Here is a 14,027-nt window from a genome sequence, read left to right as displayed (position 1 = left end):
AACCTACCAAAAATTCGGATGGCCTAAAATATGACCAAGCCCATTTTGCAGAAGCAGGTCATAGACCAGGTCAGCCCATGGCTGTTATTTGGAACCGAAATGTTTTTTCAATATAACCGGATTGAATTCATAGGCACCAATATCCATTGCCTGGACAACCGACCGTTTCCAACCGCCTCCGCGGGGAAGCGGCATATATTCCACCGGCAAAGGGAGATGTGAAATCCCATTGTTGATAAGCGCCGACCCTAAATAGGGGAAATAAGGTATTTTAAATCCAATCATAAATCCTGGATTGTCTCCACTGATGCCCAGATATTTCTCTTGCGGGGACTGAATATCTTTTGACAACCAGTTATGAAGGCCTTTAAGGGCACCCCGGTAATTCCACAGTTTCCCCTGCCCGATAAACGCATTGTTTCTCAGATCAACCTTGCAGTCTGAATACTGGACATCAATGTACCGGGTTACCGGGTGTTTTCCGATAACCGTGTTATTAAAAAAATATAATGTACCGGATCGGCTGTATCCAGCATCGCCCCCCCAGTGAATCATATTATAGTTATGGGATATCTGTCCCTGGACAAGCACATTGCCATACACAAACGCATGGGCCTGTTTATATTCTTTATGATCCACCAGATCCAACTGCCGGTTAAAACCACCCTCAATCCAGTTGTATCGGATAATGGTATTAAGTCCACGATCCTTAAATGTCTGCCCGCATGCAATCGGCGGTCCGAATCGGCAAAACTCCACAATGGTATGGGTTCCCTGAAGATATACATTATGTTCCTGATCACTTTTCCGGTTCTGGAAATCCCCGTTGCCGTAAATAAGGCATTTCCTGACTGTCAAATGGGTCACATCCGGCGCATAGGCACTGATAATGCCGTTGCCGCAAGCATAAATCCGGCAGTTAAAAATAGTGACATGTTTTCCCTTTACTAAAAACACCCCTCCAGAATTCGCCGTATATTCATGTTTTCCTTTGGAATCAACCGTAAAATTTGCATTATTGGCATTTCTCAGTACAAGATTTTCAATCCTGACATAATCCCCTGGAAGATCATCCCCGATCTTAATCAGCCATCTTCCGCGGTGATTCCAATTCTCTCTTTGAGCCGCTCCTGCAAATTTCCCATCTATAATCGGCAGCCTTCCATTAGAAGGTATACCTTTGATTATTATTGGCTCTTCCTCTGTACCGGAGCGGCGAAGGATAATGCGATCCTGGTAGGGTTTTTCCCGGTAATAAATTTTTACCAAATCCCCCGGTTCAAGTCTGTCAAATGGAACAGATCCGATCCGTTCCAACGCCTTACCCGGACCTACTTCATAAATCCGGGCACAGGCGTCCCTGCCTGCCCAAAACGTCAAAGCCAATATAAGAAATAAAAATATGCGCTTCAAATTCAATCCATTATGCTTCAAAAAACAGAGGGACACCAGGTTTTGCGCCTGTTTTTTTTATTTGCTCGCAGAGCCGCAAAGACACCAAGAGGAGAGATCGGTCAGGACAAAATTTTCGATCACCCAGTGGTTTAGATGTGTGCGGTGGTGAACGTAAGTCCGCCTCAGCAAATAAGGCTTTTTTCCGCTGACCAGATCGGTATGCCGATTGACATAATATTCAGCGACTTCTTTGGAGTCCTGCCCGGGCAAAGACCCGTCAACATCTTTTTCCCAGTCTGCATTGTATAACGCCCGCACCTGATCCGGGCTATCCCTGAATGCTTTCAGACCCAAGACTTTTCCGGAAACTACCAGAAGCACCCATATAACATAAAAACCGATTCGTGACATCGCTATGTGAAAAGTTCGGAATGTGTTCCTAACCGAGCAGGCCTGAGTTCAAAGTCGATAATTGCATAAATGAGAAGCCAGTCCGGCTCTATATGGCATTCCCTGAAATCATGCCAAGACCCTTTGAGTTTATGATCTTGGTATTCTGGAGGCAGAGGCTCGGGGATATATAGTATTTCTAAAATTTTTTCCAGTTTTTTTATATTTCGACCCTGTGCAACAGCCTTCTTCAGGTCTTTTCTGAACCTGTTTGTAGGTCGAATCGGTAACATTAGTTGATAATATCATCAAACATATCTGTTACATTGTTGTATTTTTTCCCAACCCCTTTTCTGGCTTCATCCATGGCCTGTATGCTATCCTCATTAAAAATACGTAAATCAAATGGCAGGCCTTTATGGGTTATAATCTGTCTATAGAAAAGTTCATGAGCTGCGGATATTGACAATCCTAATCCTTTAATGATGCGCTCAGCCTCTGCTTTAATTTCGGGTGTTATCCGTGTATGCGTCATTGCGGTTTTAGCCATGGTTTAATCTCCTAAGTGTATACCAAAATGATATACAGCATGACTCTATTTGTCAATCAATCACTGTTGTTTCGTTGTGTATCTTTTGATTGACATCTCTGTGGATCGGCAAGAGAGAAGGTGCAATCAGGCAAATTTCCGGTGCCACAGATTAAACATCATTACAATCCAAAGCTCCGTGGACCAGTTCCGGACCCCTCTTTGATGCTCTTTCCATATCCGGGTTAAATGTGGAAGATTCAGATAGGTCCGGCTGGCATCCCCTTCCAATACCAGAGTACGGGTATATTCCTTCAAGTCCCCCTTCATCCATTCAAGAATCGGCACTCCGAATCCCATCTTTTTCCGATACAAAATCTCATCAGGCAGGTACTTTTTAAGGGCTTTTTTGAATATATATTTGCCTTCCAGTCCTTTGAGTTTCAGATTTGAAGGAATCTTTGCTGCATATTCCATGAACACATGATCCAGTATCGGACACCTCACCTCAAGCGACACTGCCATGCTGGCTCTGTCTACCTTGGTCAGAATATCTTCGCACAGATATGTTTTAATATCCAAATACTGAATCCGCGACAAATGATCCTGTGCCGGAGCTTTGTCGTAGATCTCTTTGAACATGTCGAATGTCTGGTATCCCCTGATTTCTTTCATAATCTGGCCATTAAAGAACTTTGCCTTATCCATATCATGAACCGCGCTCACACTGAAATAATATGCACCGATGGGATCACGGGCCACATTGGATAAAAACGCCTTGCCTCTAAATATCTGGGGCAGGTAATCTGCCTTGGGGTAAAGACTGCCCAGCAACCCGAATACCGGCCGACGCAAGGCCCGGGGCACCAAATTCCTGACCAGATTCTCCCGCATATCCATATAATATCGCCGGTATCCGGCAAAATTTTCGTCTCCTCCATCTCCGGAAAGGGAAACGGTTACCCTCTCCCTGGCCATCTTGGATACATAATATGTGGGCACAGCCGAAGAATCAGCAAAAGGCTCATCATAGTGCCATGCCAACTTTTCGATAATAGACACGGCGTCAGGTGTGACATGAAACTCATTGTGGTCAGTTTTATAAAGATCGGCCACCTTTTTGGCATAATCCGCTTCATTATAGCTGGCTACACTGAATGAAATAGAATTGGTAATCACCGGATCAGGGCTGGCGCCTGCCATCATGGCCACAATAGCCGATGAGTCTACCCCACCAGACAGAAAAGCGCCTAAAGGCACCTCACTCATCATCCGTATCCGGGTGGCCTCATTCAAAATTTCCTGAAGATCCCGGATAATGCGATTTTCGGATAGGCCTGTCTGACTGTAAAAAGGCAGATCCCAGTATGACTCAATACGCATCCCTTTTTTAGAAATCACCGCATAATGGGCTGCCGGCAATTTCTTAATTTTCTTAAAAATAGTCCGCGGTGAAGGTACATAAAGCAAAGAAAAATAATCAGAAAGGGCCTTGTAATCAATGGACTTATCCACACCCGGTACTTCAAGAATTACTTTAAGCTCGGACCCAAAAACAAAAGACTGATTTTCAAATGAATAATAAAATGGCTTTTTACCCAGTCGGTCCCTAGCCACCAACAGTTCTTGTTTTTTTTCATCCCAGATTGCAAAAGTAAACATCCCTCTGAACCGTTGTATTGCATTTTCTCCCCATTCTTCATACGCATGCACCAAGGTTTCAGTATCACTGTTGGTTTTAAAAATATGGCCTTTTTTCTCAAGTTCTTTTTTGATATCCAGATAGTTATACACCTCTCCGTTGAATGTAATCCAAACAGTCTCGTCCTCGTTGCAGAGCGGCTGCTGACCCGAGGCCAGATCAATAATACTCAGGCGTCGGTGTCCAAGTCCGGCATTTCCCTGTCCTGGGCTTGTGTACAGTGGCAAATCGTCTAAATTGTATCCATCCGGCCGTTCTTCTCCGTTGATATAATATCCTTCCTCGTCCGGTCCCCTATGGAATAAAGTCCGGGTCGCTTTTACAAGAAGATCTGTATCTGATTTTTTCCCATCAAAATTAATTATCCCGGCTATTCCACACAAGGTCATCAACTCCTTTTGCTTTTTAACGTATTTTCGCCATAGTGTTTTTTGTAACGTTTCCCAAGTTCCAGGGAAAACACCTTTGCACCTAACTCATTCAGATGACTCTCATCCCAGAAATGTTTTTTTTTCAAAAAGACAGGGTGCGACAAATCCCATATCGTAAATTCATAATCAGACTGTTCAGACTGCAGCCAATCCAAGTATTTTCGATAGAGTACCGGAGTTTTTCCGGAATTTATGGGGGGAAGTACGACAATCAGATGAATCCCCCTGTTTTCTGTAATTTCTGCCAATTGAAGAAAGCATTCCAGGCGTTCCTTGGAAAAGTCTTTAGTTTCGTTGACATCCATTTGCTCTTCTTCAGAGTTTTCAACTTTTGATTTTGATCCGGTTTCCGCAGGCATGAATCCGGCCATTTTAGGTTCGGATAAGATTCTTTCATGATTGATCCAGTATTTTTTTAAAAGAACCCTGGCAGCATATAACCGGGATAAATACACATAGTCTGACACAAGACGATCTTTAGAATAGCGCTTCGCTATCTGTGATGAAAGAATTGAGTTCTCAAATCGAACGACCTTTTGGGAATCAATATAGCTTCTCGGATTCTGTATCAAAATAAGGGTGTTCGGAGGCATCCCTTTCTCTAATAGAGGATAAGTAGTAGCCCGAAGTGCTTTGGGGAAGTTGGCTGGCCAGCATAGGTTATATGACGTTTTTTCAGAGGTCTTTGAAAAGTGTTTAGGATCAAACCCCCTCGCACCCGTCGAGTCGCCAATAGCAACAATATCAGGTACTTCGTTATTTTCTGACATGCTTCTATACCACTCAAATTTGTCTATAGCGTCCAGAGACCAGTATGCCCAGGCAAAATTGCCGACCGGTATTAAAAGGATTCTACAGACCATTTCAATAGCCACCAAAAGGGAAATCACCACTCCAACAGATTTCCAAAAATCCCGCGGTACCGAGGTCAGATATAGAGTTTTAAAATTGAAAATAGATGAAAGGAACCTTGACATCTATCCCGCCTAACAGAAAGATAATCGATATAATACCCGCATATGCAACACCCCTCAACCCCCAGTTTTGGTAGAGCAGGATGGCATGTCTGCCGGTTCTATACTGCTGAAGATCCATCAAAAATAAAATAATGCAAAGACTCCATAGTTTGGGAGAGAGCCATGAAACAGATGTCAGTGCTTTGTTTCCCTCCTGCAGTGAAATAATACCGTTCACATAAATCAAAAAATGTGAAAAACTATCACAACGGAACATGATCCAGCCGAAAGCCACAAGGTGGAAAGTGAAAAAGATTTTGATCAGTTGTTTACATCCAAATTCGTCTCGTTTTTTTTGATAGTTTTTACGGGTTTGCGAGATAACCCTTTGAATCATCAGAAACAGGCCATGATATCCCCCCCAAAGTACAAAGGTCCAGTTTGCCCCATGCCATAAACCGCACACCAGCATGGTGGCCATCAAATTTCGATATGTTTTGAAAACCCCCTCCCGGTTTCCTCCAAGAGGGATATAAACATAGTCCCTGAACCATGAAGATAGGGAAATGTGCCATCTTCGCCAGAATTCGGTAATGCTTTGAGATAGATACGGCTGTTCAAAATTGCGCATAATTTCAATGCCGAACAGTTTGCTCACTCCTCTTGCGATATCCGAATAACCTGAAAAATCACAATAAATCTGAATTGAAAACAAATAAACAGCCAGTATCAAATCAGACCAGCTTGCATATTGAGTATATTGAAACCTTAAATCGACCATTGGTGCCAGCATATCTGAAATGCCCACTTTTTTGAAAAAACCGATCAGAATCAGTTCCATTCCAATTCCGATCTGTGGCCATCCGACCGTTCTTGAAGACGACAATTGAGGCAAAAGCATCCTGGCACGCTCTATAGGGCCAGCTACCAGCTGGGGGAAGTAGGTCACATACAGGACAAATGTCAGAAAATCTGTCGTGGGTTTCATTTTGCCCCGATAGATATCTAAAGTGTATGACAGCGTTTGAAAGGTATAAAATGAAACACCAACGGGCAATATGATATTCATGACAGGCAGACTCTGATTAAATCCGAATCTGGAGAGCAGCACCTGAGCAGAGTCGATAAAAAAATTAAAATATTTAAAAAAAAGCAGAATGCCGATATTGACACAAACGCTTACCCATAAATACAATTTCTTGTTCCGAAGAGAAACAGCTGTATGGATGCCGTAGCCGCAATAATAATCCACAATGGTGGAGATAAATATAAGAAATAAAAACCGCCAGTCCCAGTATCCGTAAAATACATAGCTGGCAATCACCAGCAGATAGTTCTGATACCGCTGGGTGAGACAGTAGTAGGCACAGAGAACGACAGCCAGAAAAACAAAAAAGACAAGTGAGTTGAAAATCATTGATGTTATCAGCCGGTCACACTACCGGCATAGTTCCATTGCAGGTACCGTTTTCCTTCATTTGTTTGAGCCGTTTTCGATGATAGAGATCCGGATTTAAGTCAAGATGGCGACGCATGTCTTTTGTGAGACGTTCGGCAAAGCGACCGGCATCAAGCAACATCGCCTGGCCGTATCCCACCTTTCCCTTATGGACAATACCTTCATCCAAAAACCATTGAAGTCTTTGTTTTAAAAAATGAACCGTGTCTCGGCGAAACTGCTGGAAGAAATCATTTTTTTTTTGACCCGGGAAAAAAGGAATCGCGTATGATGGGATATGCACGAATCTGATTTCGTTTTTTCTTTTGCCGGGAAGGACTACATGGCTGAACGGTCCCGGACTGTGCACTGCTGTTTCAACCGTTTTCACATTGTTTTTATCCATAATTTTGATCGGGAACAGTTCATCAAGATAATGATTGGGCCAATCAATGATTTCCTGAATGCGATGCATGAGGCTGTTTGCATTAACATTCAACAACAGGACCTTGCCGTCCTCCCGGATAAGGCGGTCATACGGGGTATTGTCACCAAACGGTGTAATGCTGTTCTCGTGCCCCTCAATCCAATCTTTTGCGTTTGGCCCAAGGACTGCTACTGAATGGGTTGGGTGTAGGCTTCTTTCCACCTCGGGGATTTGTCTGAAAATTTCACACAGCAGGCCGGTAGTTGATGCCGTTTTATCCCTTTCAAAAGGTTCCGGACCGGATGTTACGTAAGCATAGGTGCTCCCCCCTCCTGTAAATGTCGGCATCATAATTGTTCCGGGTCGACCCACAATCTGCCTTATCGCAGTTATTATAGAACGGCTCCCATTGATCAGGTATCCGAGACTGCTCAGTGAACTGTGAACACAGACGATATCACCCCTGACAAGGCCGAGCGCTATTAGATCCTTTTCCAGCATCCCGGGAGAAACCCTGCGAAAAAGCCGGTTCGTGTAAAAAGAAGATGATCTTTTTATCCCTTTCGGAAATAACCGCTGTTTTAATATTTGAATCATGAGATATTCATCCTCTTTTTTGTTTCTCCCAATGATTTTTTTGAAGCAGGAGTGCGTCAAGAAAATATTTGGTTGCCCAATTGGGATATCCTGCTGTCATATACCCGCCAAGCAGGGGAAATGATCCGGCAATTGCGCCATTCATGTTTAGATCCGGGCAGCCTCGCACCTGCAGGGCTTTGAGAAAATCGACCAGACGATCAGCTGCATCGATATAATCGGATTTTCCGAAAATTTGTGCAATCCGGTATAAAACTATGGCAATTTGAGCCGATCCGGTCAGGCAGGAATACGCCGCTTTTGATTTCCAGCTCCGATCAAACCGGCCTGCCAGATATCCGTTGGGCTTAATGTTCCGGATTAGGGGTTCAACGCCCTTTTCAACGGCCGATATAAAGTCCTCCCGCTGGGCAAGTATTCCTATCTCCAGAAGTCCCTGAAGAGTATACCCCAAAGTATGCGTTAACGGCTTTTCAGAATGTGTGAGGCAGCAGCTTTCAAACCATCCGTTGGCAAGCTGCATTCCGAGGGTTGCCTCTGCGTTTTTTAAAGCTGCCTTTTTGTAGATTTCCTCATTGCTGTCTTCGCCGAACCGATACAATGCCCAAGAGCAAAGAACATTGTATGTTTTTATCTGATTTGCTGAAACAAATCCGCCGTGGGTTCGGTAGTGGCCTCTGGCATCCATGTCGGTAACCAGGAAATCCGCCGCTTTCCGACCAGCCTCAAAAATTCCCGCATCGTTGGTCTGACGATAGACCGCCGTCCATCCCTGCAGCACCATCCCTGTATTGAAGACCGCAGCTTTTTGTTTGTCTGAAGATGTTGCCATCCCCCCCTGAACCGCGCCGGACGCCATTTGAATTTTTGTTTCCCACTCAGCCATGGCTACTGCTCTATTGAGGATGTCATCATCTTTTTGAGCTTTCGCGTAGTCAATCAGAGAGGCAATGATATAGCCGGTTGTCTCCGGATAGGACGGCCGCCACCCCATCTTCTCTCCACAGGGAAAATACCCGTAGGATACGCCTTTGTCCTCTCTGGCGTCCTGGGCCTTTGTAAGCCACCGGACAGCTTGCTCGGCACAGTTGTCCGGCAGTGCCGCCAAAGCAGGCCTTACACCTATGACGTATTTTTTCAGATAACTGTCGACAACCGATTTGCCAAATATCCGGTTGCTTTTATTGATGGTAAACAGGATTAATGCCCACTTGTCAGAGGCCGACCAGTAAAATTCTCGAACACGGTGTAAATCCATTTTGACTACAGGCTCCTTTCTTCCGATTTTATTCCAGATTCAGAGTTTTCAGGCCACTGATTGAGAGCCAGTAATTTGTATTTTTCCCATGCAAACTCCCATCTAAAATGTGATGAAACCCGTCGTCTCATATTTTCCGCAAAAAAATGTGCTCGTTCTGGATTGTTTAACAAAAACCGAATAGCTTTTTCTAAGGCTTCTGGATTTTCTTTTTCCACAAGTAGACCCGAAATTGAATGTTCAATTATTTCCTCCGATCCTATCGTTTTGGTTGCAATAACCGGCAAACCTCTAGCACCGGCTTCGGCGATTACCAATCCGAAAGACTCATAACGAGACGCTGATACAAATAGGCTTGCGTTATCGTAAAATTTTGTTATTTGGTCAGGTAAAACCATATCATATATATAAATTGATTTATCCAGTTCCAAGGAATCAATCAGCTGTTTAATTTTTTTACTTTCAACGGCTGGTTTTCCCACAATAATTAAAAAAAGGTCGGGATGACTTTTTTTTAATATTGAGAAGGCCTTTATTAAAATGTCGTGGCCTTTGATATGTATAAAAGCACCAATAGAAAGGATAAACTTTTTACCTTGAATCCCATCGGCAAATTCTTTTTTCTTAAAATTTTCGAATTTACTAAAAAAAAAATGCTCCGAAATTCCGTTATGGACAAAGACAATTTTCTTTTCATATTTTGGGAAAATCGCTTTGATCTGGCAAGATATGCCCTTTGAGCATCCCACAGCATAATCCGTTTTTGATAAAATAAAACCGAATATTTTTTTTTCTAATTTTGAACATTTCTCCAAAGAAAGGACATCTGACCCATGGAAAGACAGAATCATCCTGAATTTTAATGGAAAAAACATTTTTATCATAGCAAATGTTAGTGGTGACAATCCACCGACATAATGAAAATTAACCGTTTTTATATTAAGTTTTTTGACCACCCATCCTGATTTTACAATTTCATAAGGTAGACGAAGCAAAAAAAAGAGAATGTGCTTTATATTGTTAGAGGTATCAAGGGAAAGGATAAGTGGTTTAAAAACTACTGACTGAAAAACATGGTTTAACATAGGTAGTTCTTTGTACACTTGATTTGTCGGAGTTGCAAGATATGGCAAGTACTCTTTTTCTTTTCCACAATAGGTGCACAGTTCTAATACGACCCTATTCACCCCTCCAATATTGTCTACGATCCACGGAAGGATAAAAAGCCATCCCATTTTGAGCTTGGGGACTGTTCTCTTATTCGCCATAATCTTTCCAATAATTTTTTAAACGAAGTCTTTTTTGATAATCTTGAAGGCTTGCCAACATGGCAAAACAATATACCTGTATTTCAACCTTTAAATAGTCCACAAATATGCCGGAAATAAAAATGGCTGCCAGGGATGCTGCAGTGCTCATCAAATACAGATACATTACGGGATCGTCCTTGGAATAGCCATAAATGGTTCGGATCGCCCAGATGACCATCAGCACATAAAGGATGGCCCCGGGCAGACCTTGTTCGGTGAGCGTTGTCAGAAATGTGCAGTGAGAGGCTCGTCCCGCCTTGCCTTCAAAAACGGAAAGATACTCTTCCGGCATGAAGTACGGACTTAGTACGGCGGTTCCCCGGTGTCCGTGTCCGAAAATATTTTCCTTAAACATCTCGATTTGTGCTTTGCTGATAACAAGCCTAGAGTAAGCACTTCCCTCAATTTCCTCTCCCTGGGCTGCTTCGGTGATGGTATCGAGACGTTCCCAGAAGGTGTAGGGCGCATAATATAATAGACCGATAAATGCACAGGCTGCATACAGGTAGAACCTTTTTTTTACTGTCCAGTGCTTGATCACCATCAAAAGCGCCCCACCTGAGAGAATACCGAGTACGGCTGACCGGCTGATGGTCTGAACGACTGAGTTGGCTATGTATACTGCGGAAATTAGAATGATACCCTGACAGATTCGCCAATGAAGATTATTTCGAAACAGTGTATTTTTCTTGAGCAGCATCATCCCGGCAAAAATCAAAAGAACGCTCATGTGCATTCCCAGGGTGTTCGAATCGTTGATACCGGGACCACCGATACCCTCAACACGACCACCCATTGAATACCCGAGTACCCTTCGGCTGATATAGAATCCACCGACAAGGTTGAACATAATAAAGGTAAAGAAAGTTGAGTCGTTATCCAGCACCCGGTAAATAATGTAATAGAGTATGATGTATTTGGTGATTAAAATGGTTCCTTCAATATGAGCCTCGTAGGAGAGCGCCCATAGCAACTGTATCCACATCCATATGGCATAACAGATGATTATTTTTGCAGGAGCAGTGCTGAGCCATGGTGTTTTAGGCACCAGGTGACTTTTGTTTACAAATATACTTATCAATGTACACAGGGAAGCCAAAAGAGACCATCTTAGATCCGGAAGATAAGACCCAAACCAATTGTGTGCGGGTGAGGCATACAACGAAAGTGCATACGACATCATTCCCCAGACAGGATGCCGGATGAACGCCAGAACTATTCCTCCTGTAAAAAGAGCAAGAAATATGATAACTGTTAACGGCATATCGGATTATTCTATTTTAACAAAGGTTCTGAAACACGGTGTTGACCTCTTTTGCCACCTTGTCCCAGGTCCTGTCAGAAATTGTTCCCCGGATCTTTTCAGAGGACCATTCCCTTGAAAGCACTTTTCTGATAGCCGCGACCAGGCTTTCGACGGAAAAGTCAGAGGCTATAGCACCATTCACATTTTCGATTATTAATTCAGGCACTCCCCCTGCCGGGGTCGAAGCTACGGGCAGTCCTGATGCAAGCGCTTCCAAAACGACATTGGGGTTTCCCTCTCTCAGACTGCTCAGGCAGAAAACCCCAGATTTTTGAAACCATGCGTTAATTTCGTTGTGGGGAACCTGACCGACAAAGGATACAAGACTTTCAATCTCCAGGCTTTTGCACAGAGAGACCAAGTGGTCGGAATGCGGCCCCGATCCGATGATATTGAGTTCAATTTCGGGATGGAGCGATTTTAAAACCGCCACGGCTTTCAGCAAATTGTCAAATCCCTTTTCAGGCACTATATTTCCCACAGCCAGCAACCGATCTTTTTTGGGGCGGCTATTGTCGCCCTTCGGATGGAACCGGTGGGTGTCCACTCCGTTAGGAATGTGGTAACACCGTTTCTCGGGAGCTCCCAACCGGATCATTTTTTCAACCAAGTCTTCGCTTACGCCAATGACGGCATCTGCACTTCTCAGCACGTTCCTGATCATCGGCAGAATGGATGCTATTTGAGCGTACAAGTTTATATCGGAACCTCTGGCGCTTACAACCAGAGGTATCTTCAGCTTTCGGCTGATTTTCATCGCAGCAAATGCATCCGGATAGATAAAGTGGGCATCCAGGATATCAAAAGGACCCTGAAGGCGGCTCAGTCTGACAACCTGTCTTGTAGTACAAAACGCCATACTGTGTCCTTGAAAAGGTAAACCGAATTGGGGAACCATGGCGTATCTGAAATGGTGAACATCCCATTCCCGGTACTTTTCAACGTCTTTTACATCTGAATATTTTTTCCAGGGAGATGCTAATGGTAGCGGAGGAAAAAAGGGCACAGGTGCCACAACTGTCCAATTTGTTCCATAGGCGCTTGCCCAGGTTGTCATCCGTCTGGCAATAAAACCGCCAAGATTGCTGCTGACGTTATTGGGGAAAAGAGAAGTAAAAGTAAGAACCCGCACTGGAGGAACCCTATTCAAATCTGATTCATTTCAACACGCTTTGCACAAATCTGCCGACGACCGTCTGTCATCCGTTTTTCGTATACACAAAGTAGAACACCGTCCGCGCCTGCCGCAAGACAGGGAGACACTTCATTTTCAAGACTGTCCGCCAAAGCGAAACCACCCAAGTGATCCACGGACTTCCAGCCGCGTATACGGCCAATACGGATATCGCTATCGACCAAAGAAAAACCCGTTGCGCCACCAACACCGTATTGTTGCCATGCACAGATTGAATAGGGCCCCATTTTTGCGAGGCTGCTTTTCCCCCATGGCCATACAGCCTTTTCACGGAAGCCGTTCTTTTTATCTCTTTTCGGCCTTTTCCAACTGGTATCCAACCAATTGTCCGGAACCGGGCCGACAGGGTTATAATGGTTATCATTGCTGGGCGATTCCCACGATCCGTCAGGAGTGATTCTAACGGTTTTCTGGATACCGATGGTACGCCCCCAATAACCAGGTGGACCCCCGGGCATTGAGATTAGCCACCCGCCATCTTTTGGAACCACTCCCAGAGCGTATTCTGGATTGCTCCATTTACAATCCCCTTTCGAAACAACCTTCATATTTTCATTCAAAATCGTCCAGCATTTCGTCTCTCCTACCAGATTGGAATTGGGTTGACGGACTGTTGAATAAACTAGTAAAAATCGTTTTCCATTCCAGGAAATTTTCGGGCGTGAGCCGTTAGCAAGAATCGAGAATTTACCCATTATGCCGTTTTCGCCAATCCTCCTTACAAAAATTTCGGCATCGGTCTTTTGTTTCTGAAAGCCGTGCCATACAACGACAAAGCCGGAATCGTCGGTAGCGGCATCGGGGAGCACCTGACTTCGATTGGCAACGGCAATGGGTAAGGCTTCTCTATCCAACATCTTTCCTTGGGAAGAAAGCCTGATCCCGTATACATCACAGTCTGACCCGTTTCGAAGATCCTGCCAGACAATAAGAAAGGTATCTCCGTGGAAAGCGATGATTGGATTTTCCTGAACACCGGTTTCAGACGGTGCGACTTCAATCCCTGTTTTATCAATAGGACGTCCATCCATGCCGATGCGGGATACGTAAATCCTTGAATCTCCGCCATCTCCGTGCCATCCTTCCTGCCAGG

At 44.1% G+C, this 14,027-nt stretch carries 13 protein-coding genes; all 13 read right to left on the bottom strand.

Annotation, left to right across the window (positions count from 1 at the left end):
* Nucleotides 1-84 precede the first annotated feature (84 nt).
* Nucleotides 85-1,413 carry a hypothetical protein gene (locus B3D59_RS13950; protein WP_286820627.1) on the bottom strand — a complete coding sequence of 443 codons (1,329 nt, stop codon included), beginning with the start codon at nt 1,411-1,413 and terminating at the stop codon, nt 85-87.
* A gap of 57 nt (nt 1,414-1,470) precedes the next feature.
* Complete coding sequence (locus B3D59_RS13945) at nt 1,471-1,749, bottom strand: hypothetical protein (RefSeq protein WP_286820625.1); 279 nt, start codon at nt 1,747-1,749, stop codon at nt 1,471-1,473.
* A gap of 59 nt (nt 1,750-1,808) precedes the next feature.
* Nucleotides 1,809-2,078, bottom strand: a complete 270-nt coding sequence (locus tag B3D59_RS13940) for a type II toxin-antitoxin system YafQ family toxin (protein WP_286820624.1) — start codon at nt 2,076-2,078, stop codon at nt 1,809-1,811.
* Nucleotides 2,078-2,335 carry a type II toxin-antitoxin system RelB/DinJ family antitoxin gene (locus B3D59_RS13935; protein ID WP_004072767.1) on the bottom strand — a complete coding sequence of 86 codons (258 nt, stop codon included), beginning with the start codon at nt 2,333-2,335 and terminating at the stop codon, nt 2,078-2,080. Before B3D59_RS13935 ends, B3D59_RS13940 begins: the two co-directional genes overlap by 1 nt.
* 126 nt (nt 2,336-2,461) lie before the next feature.
* Nucleotides 2,462-4,399, bottom strand: coding sequence for an asparagine synthase (glutamine-hydrolyzing) (gene asnB, locus B3D59_RS13930; protein ID WP_286820619.1), 1,938 nt, complete (start codon nt 4,397-4,399; stop codon nt 2,462-2,464).
* 5 nt (nt 4,400-4,404) lie between these two features.
* Complete coding sequence (locus B3D59_RS13925; RefSeq protein WP_286820617.1) at nt 4,405-5,040, bottom strand: hypothetical protein; 636 nt, start codon at nt 5,038-5,040, stop codon at nt 4,405-4,407.
* A gap of 349 nt (nt 5,041-5,389) precedes the next feature.
* Nucleotides 5,390-6,820 carry an MBOAT family O-acyltransferase gene (locus B3D59_RS13920; protein WP_286820615.1) on the bottom strand — a complete coding sequence of 477 codons (1,431 nt, stop codon included), beginning with the start codon at nt 6,818-6,820 and terminating at the stop codon, nt 5,390-5,392.
* Nucleotides 6,821-6,836: 16 nt separating this feature from the next.
* On the bottom strand, nt 6,837-7,865 hold the full coding sequence (locus B3D59_RS13915) for an AAC(3) family N-acetyltransferase (protein ID WP_286820614.1): 1,029 nt from the start codon (nt 7,863-7,865) through the stop codon (nt 6,837-6,839).
* A 7-nt stretch (nt 7,866-7,872) separates the two neighbouring features.
* Complete coding sequence (locus B3D59_RS13910; protein ID WP_286820613.1) at nt 7,873-9,123, bottom strand: hypothetical protein; 1,251 nt, start codon at nt 9,121-9,123, stop codon at nt 7,873-7,875.
* Nucleotides 9,124-9,128: 5 nt separating this feature from the next.
* The gene (locus B3D59_RS13905) at nt 9,129-10,391 is read right to left on the bottom strand and encodes a glycosyltransferase family 4 protein (RefSeq protein WP_286820611.1); all 1,263 of its coding nucleotides are present in this window, start codon (nt 10,389-10,391) and stop codon (nt 9,129-9,131) included.
* Entirely contained in the window at nt 10,381-11,697 is a 1,317-nt protein-coding gene (locus tag B3D59_RS13900) for an O-antigen ligase family protein (RefSeq protein WP_286820607.1), read from the bottom strand. Before B3D59_RS13900 ends, B3D59_RS13905 begins: the two co-directional genes overlap by 11 nt.
* A gap of 16 nt (nt 11,698-11,713) precedes the next feature.
* Complete coding sequence (locus B3D59_RS13895) at nt 11,714-12,871, bottom strand: glycosyltransferase (RefSeq protein WP_286820605.1); 1,158 nt, start codon at nt 12,869-12,871, stop codon at nt 11,714-11,716.
* 14 nt (nt 12,872-12,885) lie between these two features.
* Nucleotides 12,886-14,027, bottom strand: a 1,142-nt coding sequence (locus B3D59_RS13890; RefSeq protein ID WP_286820603.1) for a hypothetical protein, incomplete at its 5' end; no start/stop codon positions are given.

Source organism: Desulfobacter sp. UBA2225, assembly GCF_002348205.1.
In the GTDB taxonomy this organism is placed as follows: Bacteria; Desulfobacterota; Desulfobacteria; order Desulfobacterales; family Desulfobacteraceae; genus Desulfobacter; species Desulfobacter postgatei.
The sequence above is the reverse complement of the archived record's forward strand: the minus strand, read 5'-3'. Positions and strand labels throughout refer to the sequence as shown.

Excerpts from the sequence above, each read along its gene's own strand:
- B3D59_RS13915 (WP_286820614.1), bottom strand. The coding sequence starts at position 7,865 with ATGATTCAAATATTAAAACAGCGGTTATTTCCGAAAGGGATAAAAAGA.
- B3D59_RS13910 (WP_286820613.1), bottom strand. The coding sequence starts at position 9,123 with ATGGATTTACACCGTGTTCGAGAATTTTACTGGTCGGCCTCTGACAAG.
- B3D59_RS13925 (WP_286820617.1), bottom strand. The coding sequence starts at position 5,040 with ATGCCTCCGAACACCCTTATTTTGATACAGAATCCGAGAAGCTATATT.
- B3D59_RS13940 (WP_286820624.1), bottom strand. The coding sequence starts at position 2,078 with ATGTTACCGATTCGACCTACAAACAGGTTCAGAAAAGACCTGAAGAAG.
- B3D59_RS13905 (WP_286820611.1), bottom strand. The coding sequence starts at position 10,391 with ATGGCGAATAAGAGAACAGTCCCCAAGCTCAAAATGGGATGGCTTTTT.
- B3D59_RS13920 (WP_286820615.1), bottom strand. The coding sequence starts at position 6,820 with ATGATTTTCAACTCACTTGTCTTTTTTGTTTTTCTGGCTGTCGTTCTC.
- B3D59_RS13935 (WP_004072767.1), bottom strand. The coding sequence starts at position 2,335 with ATGGCTAAAACCGCAATGACGCATACACGGATAACACCCGAAATTAAA.
- B3D59_RS13900 (WP_286820607.1), bottom strand. The coding sequence starts at position 11,697 with ATGCCGTTAACAGTTATCATATTTCTTGCTCTTTTTACAGGAGGAATA.